We start from the raw sequence: 21,401 nt of genomic DNA, 5'->3' as shown, positions 1-21,401 counted from the left end.
GACCTTCCCAGAATGGGTGGATCTTCCATGCGCAGAAGTGCCAGCCGGGCCCGGTCGGGCCGGCTTTCCCGGGCCACGGCGGTAGTCCTCGCGGTCGTCATGCTCGGCTCCGGCGGGACGGCGGTCGCCGCACCCGGCCGGCCCGGCAGCGACTGGACGGTCCCGCCGGGGCAGAAGGAGAAGAGCGTCCCGGTGAGCCCGGTGGCCACCGGGAAGCTGCCGGACATCAAGATCGGCACGCCACCCGTCACCCCGCCGGTCTGGCCCGCCGCGAAGGACGCCGACGTCGACCTGGCCCCGGCGGCCACGCAGCAGCTGCGCGCCGACGGCACCCCGGTGCGGCTCGGGCGCGCCGCGGCCGCCGCGAAACCGACCAAGGTGCACGTCAAGGTCGCTGACCGGCAGGCCGCCGAAGCACTGGGCCTCGACGGCGTCGTCCTCGCGGTCACCGGAGCCGCCGACGGCCCGGTCCGCGTCGGACTGGACTACAGCGGCTTCGCGAACGCCTTCGGCGGCGGCTGGAGTGACCGGCTCCGGCTGTTCACGCTGCCGGCCTGCGCACTGTCCACACCGGACAAGGCGGAGTGCCGCACGCGGACGCCGATCGCGGGCTCGGCCAACGACGCCAAGACGAAGCAGGTCACCGCCGACGTCGTGACCGGTGGCCGGACGCAGGTGCTGGTGGCCGCGGCGACGGCCAGTGGCTCCGCGGGCTCGACCACCGCGATGCCGCTGTCGGCCGCCGGCGACTGGTCCGGCGGCGGGTCGGGTGGTGACTTCTCCTACAGCTACCCGTTCGCGGCGCCGAAGGCCCCGAACGGCGCGGCGCCGAACCTCTCGCTGTCCTACTCCTCGGGCAGCATCGACGGCCTGACGTCGGCGACGAACAACCAGGCGTCGTGGATCGGCGACGGCTGGGACTTCACGCCCGGCGGGTTCATCGAGCGCCACTACAAGGGCTGCAGCGAGGACCTGGGTGGCAACAACGACCAGACGAAGACCGGCGACCAGTGCTGGGGTCCCGACAACGCGTCACTCGTCCTCGGCGGCCGCTCGACCCAGCTGATCAAGATCAACGACACGCTGTGGCGGCCCAAGTCCGACGACGGCTCCAAGGTCGAGCTCCTGACCGGGGCGGCGAACGGCGTCTCGCGCGGCCAGCACTGGCGCGTCACCACCGGCGACGGCACCCAGTACTACTTCGGCCTCAACCACCTCCCCGGCTGGACCAGCGGCAAGCCGGAGACGCAGTCCGCGTGGACGGTCCCCGTGTTCGGCAACAACGACGGCGAGGACTGCTACAAGGCGAACGACTTCGCGCATTCCTGGTGCCAGCAGGGGTGGCGCTGGAACCTCGACTACACCGTCGACCCGCACGGCAACGTCAGCACCTTTTACTACCAGCCGGAGAAGAACTCCTACGGCCTGAACCTGAACGTCACCTCGGCCGGTACCTCGTACGTGGCGGGCGGCTACCCGCTGCGCGTCGAGTACGGCCTGCGCCTGGCGAGCGGCAGCGTCTACGGAAGCGGCCCGACGAACCAGGTCGTGTTCGACACCGCCGAGCGGTGCATCCCGGACTCCTCCTTCGACTGCGCCCCGGCGAAGCTCACGGCCGCGAACGCGGCCCACTGGCCGGACGTCCCGTTCGACCAGATCTGTGCCGAGGGCGCGACCTGCGACTACGGTGCTCCCGCCTTCTTCACCCGCAAGCGCCTGACCGCGGTGCGCACGCAGTACCTCACCGGCACGACCCCGCACGACATCGACCAGTGGGACCTCGTCCAGTCCTACCCGGGGTCGGGGGACAACGCGCCGCCCGCGCCATGGCTGAACTCCATCACCCACACGGGCAAGGCGGGGACCGCGCCGATCACCCTGCCGCCGACGGAGTTCGACCGCTACATCTTCCCGAACCGCGTCGACACGCTCGGCGACAAGTACGCGGCGATCACCCGCAGCCGGCTCAAGGAGATCCGGACCGAGACCGGCGGGCGCATCTCCGTCAACTACTCGGCGCAAGATTGCGTGCCGGGCACGAAGATGCCCGCGTCTCCGCAGACGGACAAGTACCGCTGCTTCGCCTCCTACTGGAGCCCGCCCGAGTCGAAGGACCCGGTGCTGGACTGGTTCCACAAGTACGTCGTCACCGACGTCACGGAGGACGACGGGCCGGGTGACTCGGTCCCGGTCGAGACGCACTACTCCTATCCGGTCGACAGCGCGGCCTGGCACTACGACGACAGCCAGTTCACGCCGGACGACCGCCGCACCTGGAACCAGTGGCGCGGCTACAACGTGGTGACGACGTCCATCGGCGCGCCGGGGACGGTGCAGACCGTCACCGAATCCCTGTACCTGCGGGGGATGGACGGCGAGGTGGTCACCGACTCCGGCAAGGGGACCATCACCGACAAGGACCCGCTGCAGGGCTTCGTGCGCGAGTCCCGGACGTACCTGGCCGACGGCAAGACCGTCGACTCGGCATCGATCAACGACCCGTGGGTGCGCGGCCCGACCGCGACCAGCGCCGACGGGCGGCTCAAGGCGTACATGATCGACACCCAGTCGGTCCGCGGCCGCATGCTGCTGTCGGACGGGGCGACCTACCGCCGGACTCAGGTGAACAAGGAGTTCGACGACAACGGGATGACGACCCAGGTCGAAGACCTGGGCGACACCTCGACGCCGGCGGATGACACGTGCACCAACACGGCCTACCTCGCCAACACCGCCGGGATGTTCGACCGGTCGAGCACGGTGGTCATGTTCGGCGGGAACTGCGACGGGACGCAGACCGCGGCGAACAGCATCACCGACGTCCAGGTGGCCTACGACCACCAGGCGGTCGGGGTGCCGCCGACCAAGGGTGACATCACCGAGCAGGACACTCTCGACACGTGGGACGCGGCCGGCAAGCACTACGTCGCCACGACCAAGAACACCTACGACGACCTCGGCCGTGAGACCGAGGCGCAAGACGTGTTCGGCGCCCTGACCAAAACCGAGTTCGCGCCGGCCACGGGCGGCCCGGTCACCCAGATCAAGACGACCAACCCGGCCGGCTGGACCTCGACGACGACGCTCGAGCCGGCTCGCGGCAACCCGACGACTTCGGCCGACGTCAACAGCGTCACGACGGACATCGACTACGACGCGCTGGGCCGCAAGACCGCGGTCTGGAACCCGGGCCGGACCCGGAGCCAGGCGGCGAGCGCGACCTTCGAGTACGGCGTGAGCAAGACCGGTCCGGTCTACGTGCGCACGAGGACGCTGCAGGACACGAACGCCTACACCGACGCCTACACGATCTACGACCACCTCGGCCGGACCCGGCAGACCCAGGTCCCGGCGCAGGGTGGCGGCCGGATCATCGCCGACACGCTGTACGACTCGCGCGGCCTCCAGTTCAAGACGAACGCGCCGTTCTACAACGACGCGTCCGGCCCGAACTCGACGCTGGTCGGGGCGGCCGACAACGTCGTGATGGCGCAGACGGTCACGGAGTACGACCGCCGGGCGCGGCCCACGGCGTCGATCCTGATGTCGAAGAGCGTCGAGCAGTGGCGGACCACGACCCGGTACGACGGCGAGAAGACGACGACGATCCCGCCCGCCGGCGGCTCACCGTCCACAGTGGTCACCGATGCGCAGGGTCAGACCGTCCAGCGGTTGCAGTACACCAACGGCTACACGCCGGGCGCCGCGAATCCGGCCGACGTCACGACGTACACGTACAACGCGGCCGGCGCGCAGACGTCGGTGCAGGACTCCTCGGGCAACGTCTGGTCGACCAAGTACGACCTGCGCGGCCGGAAGGTCGAGCAGAACGACCCGGACGCGGGGCGCTCGACGTTCACCTACGACCAGGCCGGGCAGCTCAAGACGACCACGGACGCCCGGAACCAGACGCTGGTCTACACCTACGACACGCTCGGCCGGAAGGTCCGCGAGAACAAGGACTCCGACACCGGCCCGCTGCTGGCGACGTGGACCTACGACACGGTGCTGCACGGCCTGGGCCTGCCGGCGTCCTCGACCCGCTGGGACGGCGCGGACGGCTACACGAACCGCGTCGTCGCCTACGACGCGTTCAGCAGGCCGACCAAGACGGCCGTCGACATCCCGGCCAAGGAGGACGCGCTCAAGGGCACCTACGAGTTCTCGACGAAGTACACGGCGACGGGCGCGGTCGCGGAGACCGTGAGCCCGGCGGCGGGGAACCTGCACCAGGAGCACGTCGTCCACGGTTATACGGACCTGGGCCTGGCCTCGACGACGTACGCGCTCGACTCGACGACCGGCGCGCGCACGGACCTCGTGTCCGCCACCGGGTACACCTCGCTCAACGAGATGTCGACGCTGCAGCTGGACGGCGCCACCTCGGTGTCGAACGTCGGCGTGACGCAGACGTACGACGAGGTGACCCGGCGGGCGCAGACCACGACGGTCAGCCGCGAGACGCAGGTCGGCGCCGAGCTCACGAAGCGGACCTACAGCTACGACCCGGCGGGCAACGTCCGGAAGATCGCGGACACCCCGGCGGGGGCGGCAGCCGACATCCAGTGCTTCGACTACGACTACCTGCAGCGGATGACGGACGCGTGGACGCCGTCGTCGGGTGACTGCGCGACGGCGAAGTCGGCGTCGGCCCTGAACGGGGCGGCTCCCTACTGGAACACCTACACCTACGACAAGACGGGCAACCGCAAGACGCAGGTCGAGCACAAGCCGGCCGGCGACGTGACGACGAACTACGCGTACCCGGCTTCGGGTGCCACGGCGGTCCGGCCGCACGCGCTGCAGGGCACGAACGCGGCCGGCCCGAACGGCACGTCGACCACGAGCTACACCTACGACGAGGCCGGTTCGGTCAAGACCCGCGATGTCGGCGGCAACACGCAGACGTACACGTACGACGCCGAAGGCCACACGGCGACCGAAACGGATCAGGCAGGGGCCAGCTCGTACGTCTACGACGCGGGTGGCAACCGCCTGATCGCCCACGACCCGACCGGCGCGACGCTGTCGATCGGCGACCTGGAGATCATCCAGGCCGCGGGCACGCACGCGGCGACGGCGATCCGCTACTACTCCCACGGCGGCGCGCAGGTGGCCGAGCGCGCGGGGTCGGCGGGGCTGAAGTGGATGCTGGGCGACCTGCACGGCACGAACGGCCTGTCGATCACGCAGGGGACACTGCAGCCCAACCAGCGCTACACGGATCCGTTCGGCAACGTGCGGGCGCAGACGTCGACGTGGCCGGACAAGCACGGTTTCGTCGGCGGCTACCAGGACACGACGGGCCTGACCCACCTCGGCGCGCGCGACTACGACCCGACGACGGGGCGGTTCACGAAGGTGGACCCGGTGCTGACGCCGGATCTGCCGCAGACGTTGAACGCGTACGCGTACGCGAACAACTCGCCGGCGACGGAGTCGGACCCGTCGGGGTTGTCGGCGTGCTACAGCATGGGATCGGACGGGTTGCTGTGCAACCCGGGCACACCGCAGGCCGACAAGTGCAAGGACAACCCGCACTGCAACACGGTCGGCCACCCGCAAGCTTCGGCCGGTTACAAGAACGCGCACGACAAGGCGATCCGCGACTCCGGCATCAGCCAAGCCGCGTACGAGGACGCGCAGGCGGTGGTGAAGAAGTCCAAGTGGGACGTCTTCGTCGAGGCGGCGGGCGAGCTGATCAAGGGCCTGATCGGCTGGGACGACATCAAGGACTGCGTGACGCAGGGAGCGTTCGGCGCGTGCGTCCGGACGGTCATCAACTTCATCCCGTGGGGCAAGATCCTCAAGGCCGGCGAGATCATCGCGGACTTCTGGAAGGGCGCGAAGGCGCTCATCACCTTCGGCAAGGAGGTGGAGAAGGCCGAGAAGGTCATCGTCGACACGGAGAAGGTCCTGGTCGACGCGGACCGAGCCGCGAACGCGGCGGCGGACGCGGAGCGGGCTGCTTCGGAGGTGGCCCACGGGGCTCAGGAGGCGAAGGGTGCCGAGGCTGCGGAATCAGCCGCCTCCTGCCCGTTGCACAGCTTCGTCGCCGGAACTCGGGTCTTGCTGGCGGACGGATCGACGAAGCCGATCGAGCAGGTTCACACCGGCGACGTGGTCGAGACGACGGACACGTCGACGGGCGCGGTCGAGCAGCACGAGGTGGTGGGCACGCTCGTCCACGACGACGAGCAGGAGCGCACCGAGGTCACGCTGGAATCGGGCGACTCCATCGTGGCCACGGACTGGCACCCCGTCTGGGTGGAAGAGACGGGCGCCTGGGTCGAGATCGGTGACTTGACCGCGGGTGAGCACCTACACTCCGCTGATGGGCGGTCGGTCGCGGTCACGGATGTCCGCCACTTCAGCCAGCAGACGCCGGTCTACGACCTCACTGTGGACTCGGTCCACGACTTCTACGTGCAAAGTGGTCCGACGACGATCCTCGTGCACAACAGCAGCGCGTGCCTCGGTCGCAACCTCAAAGCCGCGGGCGAACAGCCTGCCACGCCGAGACCCGAGGCACACCACATCGTGCCGGAGAACCACCGGCTCGCCGGGCCGGCGCGGGACGTCTTGTCGAATCACAACATCAGCATCGATTCGGCGGAGAACGGCGTCTGGCTGGGACACGACACGCACCGCGGCACGTTCCCCAACTCCTACGTGCGCTGGATCAACGAATCGGTCGTCAACGCCAACAAGGGTGGTGGCCGGAGTGCGGTTCTGTCGGTGTTGTCCGACGCCAAGCAGATACTGAAGAGCCTTGATCAGAACTTCGGAAACGGCCTGTGATGGATCTCGTTCCTTGCCTCGTCGACGGCGATGTCGACACGTACGGCTTTCTGTTCGGCGGTGTGGACTCCACGCCTTCCGCTTCCGAGGTCTGGGATGCGCTCGAAGTAGAGTGGGAGCCGGGAAGCGCGGGGCGGCAGCCGAACATCTTCTGCCACAACTTCATCCGGGACTTCGTCTTCGACGACGTGGCCCTGCGTTCTCTCCGATCGATCGCCGGAGACGACTTGAAAGTCAACGGCACGCTGCGGCTGGGGCAGCAGATCCTGACCGTGGTCGAAGCGGCGCCCGTCTTGTCCGTGGTCGATGAAGCGCGGTCTCGTCCCTCCGAATTCAGCTGGGCGAAGATCGGGTTTCCGCACGTCGAGACCGACCTTCGGGAAAGCGTGAGCGACCGGATGTTCCACCTCCCGTACCCCGAATTGTCTACGAGCGTCGTCGTGGGTGCGAAGGTGCGTGAAGCTTACGAGCGAGCGGGCCTGACGGGGTGGGTGTTCGAGCCTGCCGCAGTCGACGACTAGTCAGGTCGGCAAAGCGGTCACCGCGGCATGCGCCTGCTCCGCATCGGGCGCATCCCCGGTGATCACGTCCGTGTACACGAAAGACTCCCCGATCCGCACCAGCAGGTAAGCCAGATCCGGTACCGGCAACGGTGGCACCAACCGCCCGGCCGCTACTTCCCGAGTCAGCAGTGTGATGGGCGAGGCGGGCGACGGGTCGAGATCGGCTCGCTGGTCGCGGGGGAGCACCTACACTCGGCGGATGGTCGGTCGGTCGAGGTCAAGTCGGTTCGCCACTTCGAGCAGCAGGCCCCGGTCTACGACCTCACGGTGGATGAGGTCCACGACTACTTCGTGGGCGCAGGTGTGGCCGCGGTCCTGGTCCACAACTGCGCGGCGCCGAACGTCCGAGCTTCCCCTGCTGCTTCCGACTGGGCCACCAAGGGTGCGCACTTGCACGTTGGTGGTAAATCGGAAGTCCGAATCTTCCCGAACCACGAGGGTGGGGTCGGATTCGAGCCGATCAGATTGAGTACAGGCACGGCCAGCGCGCGGGATGTGGCAGCCGCGCGAGACGCGATTATGAACAGCTCCGACCTTCGGGCCGATCTCATCGACAAGGCCCAATCTGCGATGGAACACATGAACACTCACAATTGGGGAAACTCCAAGAACCGCGCACCTGAGATGAGGCGGCTCATCACGGCGTTGGGTAGGATCAAGTGACCGCTGTCGGAAGCATTTCGGAGATTATTTGCACCGGTTCAGTCTCGAGCGTGGGAATTGGGTCGTCCGTGGAGCAGGTCCGGGCGGCTTTGGGGCCGGAAATTGTCGCAGATGGGAAGAAGAAGTCTATTCGGCTCGACTATGGGATGCTGGAATTGAATTTCTACTCGAACATCTGCGAGTCGTTTTCTGTGCAGGTGCACAGGGTGGCGGCGCATCCGGATGTCGGGACGGTGGGTGTTCTGCCTGCTGGACGGCGAGCCGATTTCAGTGCTGTCTCTCTTGAAGATCTCCGGGATGCCCTTCTTCGACAATGTTCATTGCGGTTGGAGGAGCTGAAACCTCAAGGCGGCTATCGTTGCTATCAAGTCGTTGGTCGGCACGTGAACATATTTGCTGTCTCCGATGAAGAATTCGGCCTCGAGTCCCTCGCGGTCGGGGATATCTGGTCGATCAGTGTTGCCGGGGCAGGTTGAGCGGGTCGTCGGATCAGGTCAGTAACGCGGTCACCGCGGCATGCGCCTTCTCCGCATCCGGCGCATCCCCGGTAATGACGTCCGTGTACACAAAAGATTCTCCGATCCGCACCAGCAGGTAAGCCAGATCCGGCACCGGCAACGGCGGCACCAGCCGCCCGGCAGCCACCTCCGAAGCCAGCAGTGACTCCACCTCCGCGGTAGTCCGCTGCTGGCAAACACTCGCCCGCGTCGTCAGCAACCGCAATGCCCGCTCCGGCTCCCGGCGCAAGAAGTCCCGAAAAGGCGGCGACTCGTTCGCGAACCGGACATACCCACTCACGAAGTCCGCCACGCCAGCAGCCCCACGCCCCGCGCAAGAGGGCAACAGCCGGGCGATCGAAGCCGACGACAGCGACCACAGGATCTCGCCCAGCAGACGATCCCGCGATCCCACCCGCCGGTGCAGCGTCGCCCGGCTGATCGACAGCGCCTCCGCCAGCTCGCCCATGTCCACGCGCCGGCCGGCCAGGAACCAGTCGCGGGCCACGTCGTACGCCGTCGAGTGAGACATATGCCAGAATGTCTCACATCGAGCGGCGAACAGCCAACGGCGAGAGGGACAGCGACATGCGCGCAGTGCAGGTGACCGAGTTCGGCGGACCCGAGGTGCTCACGCCCGTCGAGCTGCCCGATCCCGTGGCCGGCCCCGGCGAGGTCCTCATCGACGTCGACCGCATCGGGGTCAACTACGCCGACACCCACCAGGCCGAGAACTCCTACCTCGCGCCGTCCAAGCTGCCGCTCGTCCCCGGTGGTGAGGTCGTAGGGCGCGCGAACGGAAACAAAGTCGTCGCCCTCCTGAACGGTGGGGGCGGGTACGCCGAGAAGGCCGTCGCGCCCCAGGCGACCACCTTCCCCGTGCCCGAGGGCATCGACGACCTCACCGCCCTGTCCATGCTGGTCCAGGGCGCCACCGCCTGGGTCCTGCTCCGCAAGAACGCCCACCTGGCCGAAGGCGAGTCCGTCGTCGTGCACGCCGCCGCCGGTGGGGTCGGGACCATCGCCGTGCAGCTCGCCAAGGCCTGGGGCGCCGGCCGCGTCATCGCCACCGCCAGCAGCGACGAGAAGCGCGCCCTCGCCCTCGAACTCGGGGCGGACGTCGCCGTCGACTCGCGGGCGGAGGACATGACCGCCACGCTGATCGAGGCGAACGAGGGCCGCCGCGTCGACGTCGTGCTCGACATGGTCGGCGGCACCACCACCGACCAGAGCATCGCCGCGCTCGCGCCGTTCGGCCGGCTCGCCTTCTACGGCATGGCCGGGCGCGACAACCCGAAGCCGGTCGAGCTGCGCAACCTCCTCGGCCACAGCACGACGATCAGCGGCATGTGGCTGCCGCACGTCTTCCGCCTGCCGGGCAACGTCTTCGGGACCGCCCTCGCCGACCTGTTCAAGCTCGTCGGAGAGGGCAAGCTCAAGGCGATCCCGGGCGGCGAGTTCGCCCTGTCGGACGCGCGCGGCGCGCACGAGGCCCTGCGCTCCCGCAAGACCGTCGGCAAGCTACTGCTCGACCCCGGCGAGTAGGCGTTCCAGGGGTGCCGCCTTGTGCAGGCACTCCTGCCACTCCGCCTCCGGGTCCGAATCCGCCGTGATCCCGCCGCCGACACCGAGTTCGATCCGGCCGGCGGAGATCTCGAACGTCCGGATCGCGACGTTCAGCTCCAGCCCCGCCGCCGGCGACACCAGCCCGATCGCACCCGTGTAGACCCCGCGCCCGCAGGGTTCCAGCTCCGCGATCAGGTCCAGCGCGCGGATCTTCGGCGCGCCGGTCACCGAGCCGGGCGGGAACGTCGCGTCGAGCAGCTCGGCGTCGGACACCGACGGGCGCAGCACCCCCGTCACCGTCGAGTCCAGGTGCCAGACCCCCGGCGCCGGGCGGACCCGCAGCAGCGAGGGCACCGTCACCGACCCCACCTCGCACACCCGGCCCAGGTCGTTGCGCACCAGGTCCGTGATCATCACGTTCTCCGCGACGTCCTTGGCGGACCGGCGCAGCAGCGCCGCGTTCCCGTCGTCACGAGGTCCACGCCGGGGGAGCGTTCCCTTGATCGGCGTCGAGCGCACCGACCGGCCGTGCCGCGCGAGGAACAGCTCCGGCGAGAACGAGACCACCGACCCCCGCGGACCCGAGACGAACGCCGCCCGGCGGGGATTCAGCGAAGACACGCCGGCCGCGAACAGCGCGGCGGGCGAGCCGGAGAACGCACCCGTGAACCGGCTGCAGATGTTCGCTTGGAACAGTTCCCCGGCTTCGATGGCGTGGACGCACGCCTTCACCGCGTCCCGGTGCTCCGAGGGCAGCGGACGCCGGAGTGGCCCGGCCGTCCAGGAAAGGTCCGGAACACCAGCGGCCAGCATCGACTCCATTGTGGACGCCGAGGGGCCGGCGCCGTCCAGGGATTCCAGGTGGCACGTGTCCGCGGAAGACCACCGCAGCACGTGGTCCGCCCAGCCCCACGCGGACGCCGGCAGGGCACCGCGGCGTCCGGACGGATCCGCGGCGTCGTACGACAGGTAGCCGAACCAGCCGCCGCCGATCACGCCCGGCGGTGCGGATACCGGCGAAACCGGCGGCAGCGTGCCGGGAGCGACGGCGAGCGAGGGGGCGATCACCGCGTGGGCGCCGAACCACTCACCCGACAGCATCGCGGGCGGCGGCAGCCCACGGGCGGCGTTGTGGTGAGCGAGCACCGAAAAAGCGCGCGACGGCGTGACCTTCGTCCGAAGTGTCCTGCTCGTCACGCGCATGGCGACATATCACCACACGTCAGAGCAGAAGGTCACCCAATGTGAACGGGTACACGACGGCGTTCTGCTCCACCGGCCCGTCGATGCCCGGCACGTCCGCCGCGCACGCGTGCTGGTGCACGCCGAGCCGAGCGTGGAACCAGCCGGCCCGGCCCGGGATGCCGTTGTGCCGGATCAGCCACAGCACCACTTCGGAGTCGGCCCAGCGGTCCGGGTGCAGCCGGTGCTGCCAGCAGTCGTAGTCGGCGTAGACCAGCACGCGCTCGATGCGCGCCGCGTGCCGGACGTGCTTGATCCACGCCTTGATGAACCGGTCGTCGACACTCGGTGCCGCGACCTCCAGCGCCGGCGCCAGCGACCCGGGCGCGAAGGCGCCGAGCCGGCTGGCCGTCCGCACGAAGTGGTCGGCCTGGTCGTGCACGGCGCCCGGACGCGCGTAGTGCCGGCCGCCGACGTGCAGCCCGGCCTCCTGCGCGCCGGCCAGGTTGCGCTCCGCGGCGGAGCTGCTCCAGTTGACGTTCTCGCTGATCGTCACCGAGACGAACCGGGTCTGCGCGGCGCGCACGGCCTGCCAGTCGGACACGCGCTCGCGGTGGGACAGCGAGATGCCGAGTTCGGCTTCCGGCTCCGTCACAGTCCGCCCCCGGCGCGTCGATGAAGAGCACACCATACGTCGCGGAGAGCGGACCCGCAGTGACCCACGCGCGGTTGATCAGGCGTTTTCTTCGATCAAGCGCTTTCCTCCTGGAACGTTCGCGTGCCCCACCACACCGAGACCGCCGCCATCACCAGCACCACGACGCTGCCGGTGAACAAGGCGTCCATCGTGAAGTCGCCGCGGAACGAGTTCCGCTCGACGTCCACCACGTGCCGGAACGGGTTGAGCTGGGAAACCGTGTACAGCCACTTCGGCGCGGCTCCGGCCGTGATCGGCAGCAGGATCCCGGAAAGCAGCAGCAGCGGGATGAGCACGGCGTTGAGCAGCGCGGGGAACGTCTCCTCGCTCTTCAACGTCAGCGCGAGCGCGTAGGAGCAGGACGCCAGCGACACCGCCAGCAGGAACACGATCACCAGGCTCAGCAGCACGCCACCGACGGGCGCGTCGAGGTCGAACGCCAGGTACGCCAGCGCGATGATCAGCAGGGCCTGGACGACGGCCTGCAGCGCGCTGGCCAGCACCTTGCCCAGCAGCAGCGCCGCGCGGCTGACCGGCGTCACCCGGAACCGCTCGACCACGCCGGAGCGGTAGTCGGCGAGCAGCCCGAACCCGACGAACGAACTGCCGAACAGCGCCAGCTGGGCGATCAGCGCCGGGGTGAGCAGCATCCAGCCGTCCACTTCGGACAGGCCCTGAGCCTGCATCGCCCGGACCATCAGGGGCCCGAACAGGAACAAGTACAGCAGCGGCTGCATGATCCCGATCATGATCCAGGTCGGGTTGCGCAGCGCGGCCTTCATGTCGCGGCGGAAGATCAGCCAGGTGTCACGCAGCACGGGTGCTCTCCTCGGCTTCGCGCAGCGAGCGCCCGGTCAGGGTCAGGAAGACGTCGTCGAGCGTCGGCCGGTGGACTTGGACCGACAGCATCGGGATCGACTTCGCGTCGAGCGCGCGCAGCAGTTCCGGCAGCGCGACGTCGCCGCGCGGCACCCGGAACCGGACCTCCCCGTCGGAGACGGACAGCTCCTGCGCGCCCGCCAGCCGCCCGGCGATCTCGGCGGCGTCGGCGCCCTGTTCCGGGTCGACGCCGACCTCGACGCGGTCGCCGTTGACCTGCGCCTTCAGCGTGTCGGGCGTGCCCTCGGCGACGATCCGGCCGTCGTCGATGACGATCAGCCGATCCGACAGCGCGTCCGCCTCGTCGAGGTAGTGGGTCGTGAGGAAGACCGTGACGCCCCGCTCGGCGCGCAGCCGGCGGATGTGGTCCCACAGGTTGGCGCGGCTCTGCGGGTCGAGGCCGGTCGACGGCTCGTCGAGGAACACCAGGTCCGGCGAGTGGATCAGCCCGAGCGCGATGTCGAGCCGCCGCCGCTGGCCGCCCGAGAGGGTCTTGGTCGGCCGCTGGTCCAGCCCGGTCAGGTCGAGCTGCTCGGCGAGTTCGGCGCCGCGTGCGATCGCGTCGGCCTTGCTCATCCGGTAAAGCCGCCCCTGCAGTTCGAGCTCGTCGGCGACCTTGCTCTCCGGCGCGCTGCCGCCGCCCTGGGCCACGTAACCGATGCGCTCGCGCACCCCCAGCGGGTCGGTCAGCAGGTCGCGGCCGCCGACGGTCGCGGTGCCCGCGGACGGCTTCAGCAGCGTGGTCAGCATGCGCAGCGTGGTCGTCTTCCCGGCGCCGTTCGGCCCGAGGAACCCGACCAGCTCGCCCGCTTCGACGTCGAGGTCGACGCCTTTCACCGCGTGTACTTCGCCCCCAGTGCGGCCCTTGCGGCGGAAGCGCCGCTCGAGACCGCGTGCCGTGATCATGAGATCCCCTCTCGCAGTAGTCAAGCTTGACTAGTAAGCCCGCACTGTGCCCCAGAAGGGTGCGCTAGTCAAACTTGATTACTCACTGGATGGGGCCGGCGGCTCCCCGAACGCGCGCCCGGGGTCGTCGGCCATCACGTATTCGCCGGCTTCGAGCCGGGCGATCAGGTTCCGGAGCCAGTCCAGGCTCGCCGCCGAGATCTGGGCCCACAGCCCGAACAGCTCGGTGATGTGCGCGGGCTGTCCCCACTCCGAGCCCTCGTCGATGAGCAGCGCCGCTCGCCGCACCTCGGCTTCGAGGTGGACGAGCCGCTGGTTGAGCATGCCGATCACCCGCTTGCGGGGCAGCGCGGTCATCAGCGAGATCGCGGCGGACAGCTCCGGGTGCCCGACCTCGGGATCGGACAACGCCGTGCCCAGCAGCAGGTGGAACTCCCGGTCGCCGTCCTCGGTGACGCGGTAGGCGACGCGGTCCGGACCGCCCTCGCCCGGCTCGACGTCGACCTGCTCCAGCAGGTCTTCGGCGGTCATCTTCTTCAGCGCGTGGTAGATCGACCCGGGCTGGACGTTGGCCCACTTGTCCGCCGACCAGGTCAGCAGCTCCCGCCGCACCTGGTAGCCGTGCGCGCGGCCGTACATCCGCACGACCCCGAGCACGAGCAGCCGTGTCGCCGACAAGCGGGCCTCCCTCTCGACAAAGCGTGTGACGCCCTCCGTAGGCTAATAAGGTATGAGCACCCCTGTGTTGACCGCGGTGGCCTGGCCCTACGCCAACGGCCCCCGCCACATCGGCCACGTGTCCGGATTCGGCGTCCCGTCCGACGTCTTCTCCCGCTACCAGCGAATGGCCGGCAACCGGGTGCTCATGGTCTCCGGCACCGACGAGCACGGCACCCCGATCACGGTCCAGGCCGACAAGGAAGACTCCACCCCGCAGCTGACGGCGGACAAGTACACCCGCCAGATCGGCACCGACCTGCAGGGCCTCGGCCTCTCCTACGACCTGTTCACCCGGACCACGACCGGCAACCACGCCGAGGTGACGCAGCAGATCTTCCTGGCGCTGCACCGCAACGGCTACGTCGTGCCGAAGACGACCCGTGGCGCGATCAGCCCGTCCACCGGCCGCACGCTGCCCGACCGCTACGTCGAGGGCACGTGCCCGATCTGCGGGTACGACGGCGCGCGCGGCGACCAGTGCGACAACTGCGGCAACCAGCTCGACGCCGCGGAGCTGATCAACCCGAAGTCGCGGATCAACGGCGAGACGCCGAAGTTCGTCGAGACCGAGCACTACTTCCTCGACCTGCCGGCGTTCACCAAGACCCTCGGCGACTGGCTGGGCACCAAGACCGACTGGCGCCCGAACGTCCTCAACTTCACCAAGAACCTGATCGACGACATGCGGCCGCGGCCGATCACCCGCGACCTCGACTGGGGCGTCAAGATCCCCCTCGACGGCTGGCGCGACCAGCCGCTGAAGCGGTTCTACGTCTGGTTCGACGCGGTGATCGGGTACTTCTCGGCGAGCGTCGAGTGGGCGCGCCGGTCCGGCAACCCGGACGCGTGGCAGGAGTGGTGGAACAACCCCGACGCCCGGTCGTACTACTTCATGGGCAAGGACAACATCACCTTCCACGCCCAGATCTGGCCGGCGCTGCTGTTCGGCCACAACGGCGAGGGCGACAAGGGCGGCGAGCCCGGCAAGTACGGCCGCCTGCACCTGCCGGACGAGATCGTCTCCAGCGAGTTCCTCACCATGAGCGGCTCGAAGTTCTCGACCTCGCGCGGGCGCGTGATCTACGTCGAGGACTTCCTGCGTGACTTCGGCCCGGACACGCTGCGGTACTTCATCTCGGTCGCCGGCCCGGAGACCCAGGACACCGACTTCACCTGGGACGAGTTCGTCCGCCGGACCAACTTCGAGCTGGCCAACGAGTGGGGCAACCTGGTCAACCGGTCCATCTCGATGGCGCACAAGAACGTCGGCGCCATCCCGCGCCCGGAGGCCCCGACGGCGGCCGACGAGGACCTGAAGGCGCTCTCGCGCAAGGCTTTCGACACCGCGGGCGCGCACCTGGCCCGGTCCCGGTTCAAGCTGGCGGCGAGCGAGGCGATGAAGGTCGTCACCGCGGCGAACAAGTACATCTCCGACCAGGAGCCGTGGAAGCTCAAGGACGACCCCACGCGGCGCGACACCGTGCTGCACACCGCGCTGCAGGTGGTGAGCGACGCCAACACGCTGCTGACGCCGTTCCTCCCGCACTCCGCCCAGAAGGTCCACGAGGCCCTCGGCGGCACCGGCGTCTGGGCCGCCCAGCCGGAGCTCAAGGAGGTCGACGACCTCGACATCGCCGGCCGGGTCAACCCGATCCTCACCGGCGACTACGCGGGCGAGCAGGCGAAGTGGGAGTCGAAGCCGATCGAGGTCGGCAAGCCGCTCGCCAAGCCGAGCCCGCTGTTCACGAAGCTCGACCCGGCGCTCGGCGAGACCGGCCCGGAGTGGGCGCCGATCACCAAGGATTAAGAGGTAATGCATGGGTGACGAGAAGCGCGAGCTGCCGCCGGTCCCGGACCGGCTCCCGGTGTCGGTGGTGGACGCGCACACCCATCTCGACGCGTGCGGCGCGGTCACCGCGGCCGAGGTCACGGCCATGGTCGACCGCGCCGAGCGCGCCGGCGTCGCCCGCGTCGTCACGGTCGCGGACGACCTCGCCTCGGCGCGCTGGGCCGCGGAGGCGGCCACCTGGGACAGCCGGGTCTGGGCCGCGGTGGCCATCCACCCGACGCGCACCAAGGCCTTCGGCGAGGCCGAGAAGTCCGAAGTGGAGCGCCTGGCGGCCCAGGAGCGCGTCGTCGCGGTCGGGGAGACCGGCCTCGACTACTACTGGGACTACTCGCCGCACGACGCCCAGCAGGAGGCGTTCCGCTGGCACATCGACCTCGCCAAGCGGCTGGACAAGCCGCTGATGATCCACGACCGCGAGGCCCACGACGACGTGCTGCGCATCCTGGCCGAAGAGAATGCGCCGAATGCCGTAATCTTCCATTGTTTTTCCGGAGACGCGGAAATGGCCCGCAAGTGCGTCGACGCGGGATACGTCCTTTCCTTCGCGGGCACGGTCACTTTCAAGAACGCGAAGGGGCTCCACGAGGCGGCTCGGCTCTGCCCGCCGGACCAGTACCTCGTCGAGACCGACGCGCCGTTTCTGACCCCCCACCCGTTCCGTGGGCGGCCGAACGAGCCGTTCGGCGCCGCCTACACCGTCCGTCACCTGGCGGCGCTCAGGGGCGAAGCTGTCCACGAGGTCGCCGAATCGGTCCGGACCACTGCCGAGCGCGTGTACCGACTCCCCAGTGTCACAACGGGTTGAACGCATTGCGACATCGGGGTTGCTTGATCGTCCACCTGATGGAGTGACGGGGATCACGACACTCCGGGGGGTGTTTGCGCAACCCGGCGGGACCCGTTACTGTCCCGTGATCGTGCCGGTCGGTACTGCAGACTGCAGTTGCCGACTGTTACGCCCTCAGTCACGTCAGTGCACGTCGGGGAAGCGGAACCGGGTAGGTACGACCGGGACCGTGACGATGGCGCCGACTGCGGGCCCAGACGTAAAGACGCTGCCCCGAACGGCGTCTTGGGAAAGGGAACGACAGCGGTGACAGGTAGCAGACAGGCTGGAGCGCGCTCCGCGGCCGTCCTCGAGCGTCATTACGAGGACACCGCCTACGGCCAGCTCGACTTCTCCGACGACCCGAACATCACGCAGCAGGACATCCTCGCCGCGCTCGGCCCCGACGCCGACGCGATGATGGCCGAGATCGACGTCGACGTCGACGAACTGATCCGCCTCATCAACGCGGAGACGACCTTCCTGCCGCCGATCGTCATCCCGGACGAGATCGAGGCGGACCGGACCGCGTCCCCGCAGGCCAAGCGGGCCGCGATGGACGAGAGCATCCGCCAGACCAGCAAGGTCTGGAAGCGCCGCTTCCTCAAGGGTGCCGTCCTCAGCGTCATGATCAGCGTCGCCGGCGGCGGCGCGGCCGCGCTGGCGATGAACAAGAGCATCACCGTCGACGTTGACGGCCAGCAGCAGACGATCCACTCCTTCGGCGACACCGTCGGCGAGGTGCTGGAGGACGCGGGCCTGTCCGTCGGCGCGCACGACTCGCTCTCCCCGTCCCCCCAGGCGGAGGTCGGCGACGGCGGGGTCATCAAGCTCGAGCGCGGCCGGCAGCTGAAGCTGATCGTCGACGGCACGGAGCACACCTCCTGGGTCCGCGCGACCCACCTCGGCGACGCGCTCGGCCAGCTCGGCATGGCGGGCATGGACAAGCCCGGCACCTGGATGTCGATGCCGAAGGACGGCGAGCTGCCTCTGGAGGGCGCCACCGTCCAGATCAAGACCCTCAAGAACATCACCCTGTACGACGGCGCCAACGCGCCGAAGCAGGTGAAGACGACCGCGGTCACGACGAAGGAGTTCCTGGGCGAGTACAAGCTCACCCTGGGCCCGGAGGACCAGGCCGAGGGCGGGCTGGACGTCAAGCTGACCGACGGCGCCGAGGTGCACATCAGCCGCACCGGCGTCTCGACGGTCGTCCAGAAGGAGAGCATCGACCCGCCCGAGCAGCGCGTCGACGACCCGGACCTCGCCAAGGGCAAGACCTCGGTCGAGGACCCGGGCACCCCCGGCGAAAAGGAAGTGACCTACAAGGTCACGCAGAAGAACGGCAAAGAGGTCGGCCGGGAGAGCATCTCCGAGAAGGTCATCACCCAGCCGAAGCCGAAGATCGTCCACGTCGGCACCAAGCAGGCCCCGACGCCGGCCATCGGCGACGGTTCCTCGTGGGACCGCATCGCGCAGTGCGAGTCGGGTGGCAACTGGGCCATCAACACGGGCAACGGCTACTACGGCGGCCTCCAGTTCGACAAGCGCACGTGGGACGCCTACGGCGGCGACCAGTACGCGAACCTCCCGAGCCAGGCTTCGCGCGAGCAGCAGATCGCGGTCGCGGAGAAGGTCCGCGACGCCCGCGGCGGCTACAGCGCCTGGCCGGTCTGCGGCAAGAAGGCCTGACGTTCCTTTCGAAACGGCCCCTGTCCCTCGTGGACGGGGGCCGTTTCGCGTGCGCGAACCGACCCTCCGGGTACGCGAACCGACCGTCCGGGTACGCGAACCGACCCCCTGGGTAGGCTCGTCCGGTGGTTGAACTGCTGGGACCGGCCGAGATCCGGGGGCTGGCGGCCGAGCTGGACGTGCGGCCGACCAAGAAGCTCGGGCAGAACTTCGTGCACGATCCCAACACCGTCCGCCGGATCGTCGAGCTGGCGAACGTGGGCCCGGACGACGTCGTCCTCGAGGTCGGGCCCGGGCTCGGGTCGCTGACCCTCGGGCTGCTCGCCACCGGCGCGCGCGTCGTCGCCGTCGAGATCGATCCCAAGCTCGCCGAACGGCTGCCCAAGACCGTCGCCGACCGGGGGCCCGAGGTCGCCGGCCGGCTCCAGGTCGTCGCGGCCGACGCGCTGCGGGTCACCAAAGAGGATCTGCCCGAGCCGACCGCGCTCGTCGCCAACCTGCCCTACAACGTCGCCGTTCCGGTCGTGCTGCACCTGCTCGCCGAGGTGCCGTCCCTGAGGTCCGGCCTCGTCATGGTCCAGACGGAGGTCGCCGAGCGGATGGCGGCCGGCCCCGGCAGCCGGATCTACGGCGTGCCGAGCGTCAAGCTCGCCTGGTACGGCCCGGCGCGCAAGGTCGCCGCCGTGCCGCGCTCGGTGTTCTGGCCGGTGCCGAACGTCGACTCCGCGCTCGTCGCCTTCGAACGCGGTGACACTCCGGCGTCGGACGACCGCGATCGGCTCTTCGGGCTCGTCGACGCCGCCTTCTCACAACGCAGGAAGACGCTCCGCGCCGCGCTCGCGGGCTGGGCGGGCTCGGCCGAGCGGGCCGGGGAACTGCTCACGGCCGCCGGGATCGATCCGAAGACCCGGGGCGAGCAGCTGGACGTGCACGACTTCGCCCGGTTGGCTGCTGTCCGTTAGCACGTCCACATCGGAGGCTTTCGGGGGTTCCGGGTGGCGGAGCCCCCGGCCCGGGGCGAAGCCCCGGAAGTCACAGAAGTCAACGGCGTCCGGCGAAAATACGCCTCTTGCCGTGCGATCCCGCGATTCGGACACCTCCACTCGTGTGATCTGGGCCAACGGGCTTGCTTTAGCTCCGCGGGATCGGTTTTACTCAGTACGTCCATCCCGAGCGACTGAGAGACCTGGCTCGCCGAAGTCGCAGCAACCACCCCCCACGGGGCAGGTGCTACCGCCAGGACCGATGGAGGCCGTTTCCGATGAAGAGGGTTGCTCGCCCCCTGCTCCTGACCAAGCGTCGCGTCGTCGACGAAGGCCGCCGCTCCGTGACCGCATGTCGGCGCTCCCACTGAGCTTGCCCGACCCGTCACACCTCTTCTTCATGCACCGTCCATAGAGGACGGACACTCGCTTGCGGCCGGACGCGCATCTCTGCGCGCCCCGTTTTCTGGAGCCTTCGTGATCACCGTCGAAAACCTGTCCAAAACCTTTGCCACCAACGGAAATTCGGTCGTCGCCCTGCGCGACGTGAGCGTCGACGTCCAGGCCGGCTCGCTCTTCGGCGTGGTCGGCCCGGCCGGGTCCGGCAAGTCCGTCCTCGCCCGGTGCATCGCGCTGCAGGAGCGGCCCGACCGCGGCGTCGTCCGCCTCGACGGCCTCAACACCGGCACCCTCGACGGCCGCCGCCTGCGCGAGATCCGCCGCCAGCTGGGTGTCGTCTCGACGAAGCCGGAGCTGATCGCCGAGCGCACGATCGCCGGCAACATCGCCTCCCCGCTCGAGCAGCTCGGTGTCGACGGCCCGCAGCGCCGCAGCCGGGTCGGCTCGCTGCTCGACCTCGTCGGCCTGACGCAGCGCGCCACGCAGCGTCCCGGCGAGCTGACGGAGGGTCAGCTTCGCCGCGTCGCGGTCGCGAAGGCGCTGGCGGCGGCGCCCGCGGTGCTGCTCGCCGACGACCCGACCGCCGGCATCGACCCGGAGGAGGCCGGCGCGGTGCTCACCGTGCTCGACCGCGCCCGCGCCGAGCTCGGCACCACCGTCGTGATCACCACCCCGGACGCCGGCGTGGTCCGCCGGGTCTGCGACGACGTCGCGGTGCTCGAAGACGGCACGGTCATCGAGCGCGGCACCGTCCTCGACCTGGTATCGAACCCGGCCAGCCGCACCGCGCAGGCGCTGTTGCCGGCCATCGAGACCACCCGCGCGCAGTCGGCGCGCTACGACCGCTCGGTCGACGTCGTGCTGATCGGCTTCGCTTCGGTCGGTGCGCTGCTGCCCGAGGCCGCGGGCCGCTTCGACGTCGAGTTCGCCACCATCGGCGGCGGCCTGACCCGGATCGGCGACACCCCGGTCGGCCGGTTCCGCCTCGGCGTCCGCGGCGAGCGGGCCGACGCGGCGCTGGCGTGGGTCGCCGAGCGCGGCGGCCACGTGACGCACACCGCCCGCGGCCCCCAGGGCGTCGCTGCCGCCTGACCCGAGCGCCCCAATGTGGCCTTGGGTGCGTTGAACCGGTGCTGCGGAACACGATGGTCGGCATCCAGCAGGTCGACGAGTCGCTG

At 69.4% G+C, this 21,401-nt stretch carries 16 protein-coding genes, 1 pseudogene and 1 riboswitch; of the genes and pseudogenes, 10 read left to right on the top strand and 7 right to left on the bottom strand.

Annotation, left to right across the window (positions count from 1 at the left end):
* Positions 1 to 27 precede the first annotated feature (27 nt).
* Positions 28 to 6,801: an RHS repeat-associated core domain-containing protein gene (locus tag AB0M83_RS37305; RefSeq protein ID WP_364524591.1), complete on the top strand. Its 6,774-nt coding sequence runs from the start codon at positions 28 to 30 to the stop codon at positions 6,799 to 6,801.
* Entirely contained in the window at positions 6,801 to 7,322 is a 522-nt protein-coding gene (locus AB0M83_RS37300; protein ID WP_364524589.1) for a hypothetical protein, read from the top strand. Before AB0M83_RS37305 ends, AB0M83_RS37300 begins: the two co-directional genes overlap by 1 nt.
* On the opposite strand, the pseudogene AB0M83_RS37295 reads toward AB0M83_RS37300, so the two are convergent.
* A pseudogene (locus AB0M83_RS37295) lies at positions 7,323 to 7,481 on the bottom strand (QsdR family transcriptional regulator); the annotation flags it as partial.
* On the opposite strand from AB0M83_RS37295, the gene AB0M83_RS37290 reads away from it, so the two are divergent.
* Together AB0M83_RS37290 and AB0M83_RS37285 are read left to right on the top strand one after the other, a co-directional pair.
* Positions 7,437 to 8,027 (top strand): polymorphic toxin-type HINT domain-containing protein, encoded by a 591-nt coding sequence (locus AB0M83_RS37290; protein ID WP_364524617.1) that lies wholly within the window; start codon positions 7,437 to 7,439, stop codon positions 8,025 to 8,027. The pseudogene AB0M83_RS37295 and the gene AB0M83_RS37290 sit on opposite strands and share 45 nt — an antisense overlap.
* A 68-nt stretch (positions 8,028 to 8,095) precedes the next feature.
* Positions 8,096 to 8,503, top strand: a complete 408-nt coding sequence (locus AB0M83_RS37285) for a hypothetical protein (protein ID WP_364524587.1) — start codon at positions 8,096 to 8,098, stop codon at positions 8,501 to 8,503.
* 13 nt (positions 8,504 to 8,516) lie between these two features.
* Here the strand turns inward: AB0M83_RS37285 and AB0M83_RS37280 are convergent, their stop codons facing one another.
* Positions 8,517 to 9,056 (bottom strand): QsdR family transcriptional regulator, encoded by a 540-nt coding sequence (locus tag AB0M83_RS37280; protein WP_364524585.1) that lies wholly within the window; start codon positions 9,054 to 9,056, stop codon positions 8,517 to 8,519.
* A 56-nt stretch (positions 9,057 to 9,112) separates the two neighbouring features.
* Here AB0M83_RS37280 and AB0M83_RS37275 point away from each other — a divergent pair, with 56 nt between their 5' ends.
* Positions 9,113 to 10,069, top strand: a complete 957-nt coding sequence (locus AB0M83_RS37275) for a zinc-binding dehydrogenase (protein ID WP_364524583.1) — start codon at positions 9,113 to 9,115, stop codon at positions 10,067 to 10,069.
* Here the strand turns inward: AB0M83_RS37275 and AB0M83_RS37270 are convergent.
* The 5 genes from AB0M83_RS37270 to AB0M83_RS37250 all read right to left on the bottom strand — a co-directional run bounded on the left by AB0M83_RS37270 (position 10,046) and on the right by AB0M83_RS37250 (position 14,432).
* Positions 10,046 to 11,293 (bottom strand): aminodeoxychorismate synthase component I, encoded by a 1,248-nt coding sequence (locus AB0M83_RS37270; RefSeq protein ID WP_364524581.1) that lies wholly within the window; start codon positions 11,291 to 11,293, stop codon positions 10,046 to 10,048. The two genes, AB0M83_RS37275 and AB0M83_RS37270, sit on opposite strands and share 24 nt — an antisense overlap.
* A 19-nt stretch (positions 11,294 to 11,312) precedes the next feature.
* Positions 11,313 to 11,927: a GH25 family lysozyme gene (locus AB0M83_RS37265; RefSeq protein ID WP_364524579.1), complete on the bottom strand. Its 615-nt coding sequence runs from the start codon at positions 11,925 to 11,927 to the stop codon at positions 11,313 to 11,315.
* A gap of 95 nt (positions 11,928 to 12,022) precedes the next feature.
* The gene (locus AB0M83_RS37260) at positions 12,023 to 12,787 is read right to left on the bottom strand and encodes an ABC transporter permease (protein ID WP_364524577.1); all 765 of its coding nucleotides are present in this window, start codon (positions 12,785 to 12,787) and stop codon (positions 12,023 to 12,025) included.
* On the bottom strand, positions 12,777 to 13,754 hold the full coding sequence (locus tag AB0M83_RS37255; protein WP_364524575.1) for an ATP-binding cassette domain-containing protein: 978 nt from the start codon (positions 13,752 to 13,754) through the stop codon (positions 12,777 to 12,779). The genes AB0M83_RS37260 and AB0M83_RS37255 overlap by 11 nt, the downstream gene beginning before the upstream one ends.
* 78 nt (positions 13,755 to 13,832) lie before the next feature.
* Positions 13,833 to 14,432, bottom strand: coding sequence for a PadR family transcriptional regulator (locus tag AB0M83_RS37250; protein ID WP_364524573.1), 600 nt, complete (start codon positions 14,430 to 14,432; stop codon positions 13,833 to 13,835).
* Between the two features lie 52 nt (positions 14,433 to 14,484).
* Between AB0M83_RS37250 and metG the strand changes: the two genes are divergently transcribed.
* The 5 genes from metG (at position 14,485) to AB0M83_RS37225 (ending at position 21,315) form a co-directional block, all read left to right on the top strand.
* On the top strand, positions 14,485 to 16,281 hold the full coding sequence (metG, locus tag AB0M83_RS37245) for a methionine--tRNA ligase (RefSeq protein ID WP_364524571.1): 1,797 nt from the start codon (positions 14,485 to 14,487) through the stop codon (positions 16,279 to 16,281).
* A 10-nt stretch (positions 16,282 to 16,291) separates the two neighbouring features.
* Complete coding sequence (locus AB0M83_RS37240; RefSeq protein WP_364524569.1) at positions 16,292 to 17,128, top strand: TatD family hydrolase; 837 nt, start codon at positions 16,292 to 16,294, stop codon at positions 17,126 to 17,128.
* Positions 17,129 to 17,416: 288 nt separating this feature from the next.
* Positions 17,417 to 18,841, top strand: coding sequence for a transglycosylase family protein (locus AB0M83_RS37235; protein WP_364524567.1), 1,425 nt, complete (start codon positions 17,417 to 17,419; stop codon positions 18,839 to 18,841).
* Between the two features lie 125 nt (positions 18,842 to 18,966).
* Entirely contained in the window at positions 18,967 to 19,803 is an 837-nt protein-coding gene (gene rsmA, locus AB0M83_RS37230) for a 16S rRNA (adenine(1518)-N(6)/adenine(1519)-N(6))-dimethyltransferase RsmA (protein ID WP_364524565.1), read from the top strand.
* A gap of 199 nt (positions 19,804 to 20,002) precedes the next feature.
* Positions 20,003 to 20,093, top strand: a riboswitch (SAM riboswitch).
* Between the two features lie 208 nt (positions 20,094 to 20,301).
* Complete coding sequence (locus tag AB0M83_RS37225) at positions 20,302 to 21,315, top strand: ATP-binding cassette domain-containing protein (protein WP_364524563.1); 1,014 nt, start codon at positions 20,302 to 20,304, stop codon at positions 21,313 to 21,315.
* Positions 21,316 to 21,401: the final 86 nt, after the last annotated feature.

This window comes from Amycolatopsis sp. NPDC051106 (genome assembly GCF_040682775.1).
In the GTDB taxonomy this organism is placed as follows: Bacteria; Actinomycetota; Actinomycetes; order Mycobacteriales; family Pseudonocardiaceae; genus Amycolatopsis.
The sequence above is the reverse complement of the archived record's forward strand: the minus strand, read 5'-3'. Positions and strand labels throughout refer to the sequence as shown.

Excerpts from the sequence above, each read along its gene's own strand:
- AB0M83_RS37305 (WP_364524591.1), top strand. The coding sequence starts at position 28 with ATGCGCAGAAGTGCCAGCCGGGCCCGGTCGGGCCGGCTTTCCCGGGCC.
- AB0M83_RS37300 (WP_364524589.1), top strand. The coding sequence starts at position 6,801 with ATGGATCTCGTTCCTTGCCTCGTCGACGGCGATGTCGACACGTACGGC.
- AB0M83_RS37280 (WP_364524585.1), bottom strand. The coding sequence starts at position 9,056 with ATGTCTCACTCGACGGCGTACGACGTGGCCCGCGACTGGTTCCTGGCC.
- AB0M83_RS37275 (WP_364524583.1), top strand. The coding sequence starts at position 9,113 with ATGCGCGCAGTGCAGGTGACCGAGTTCGGCGGACCCGAGGTGCTCACG.
- AB0M83_RS37270 (WP_364524581.1), bottom strand. The coding sequence starts at position 11,293 with ATGCGCGTGACGAGCAGGACACTTCGGACGAAGGTCACGCCGTCGCGC.
- AB0M83_RS37255 (WP_364524575.1), bottom strand. The coding sequence starts at position 13,754 with ATGATCACGGCACGCGGTCTCGAGCGGCGCTTCCGCCGCAAGGGCCGC.
- metG (WP_364524571.1), top strand. The coding sequence starts at position 14,485 with ATGAGCACCCCTGTGTTGACCGCGGTGGCCTGGCCCTACGCCAACGGC.
- AB0M83_RS37240 (WP_364524569.1), top strand. The coding sequence starts at position 16,292 with ATGGGTGACGAGAAGCGCGAGCTGCCGCCGGTCCCGGACCGGCTCCCG.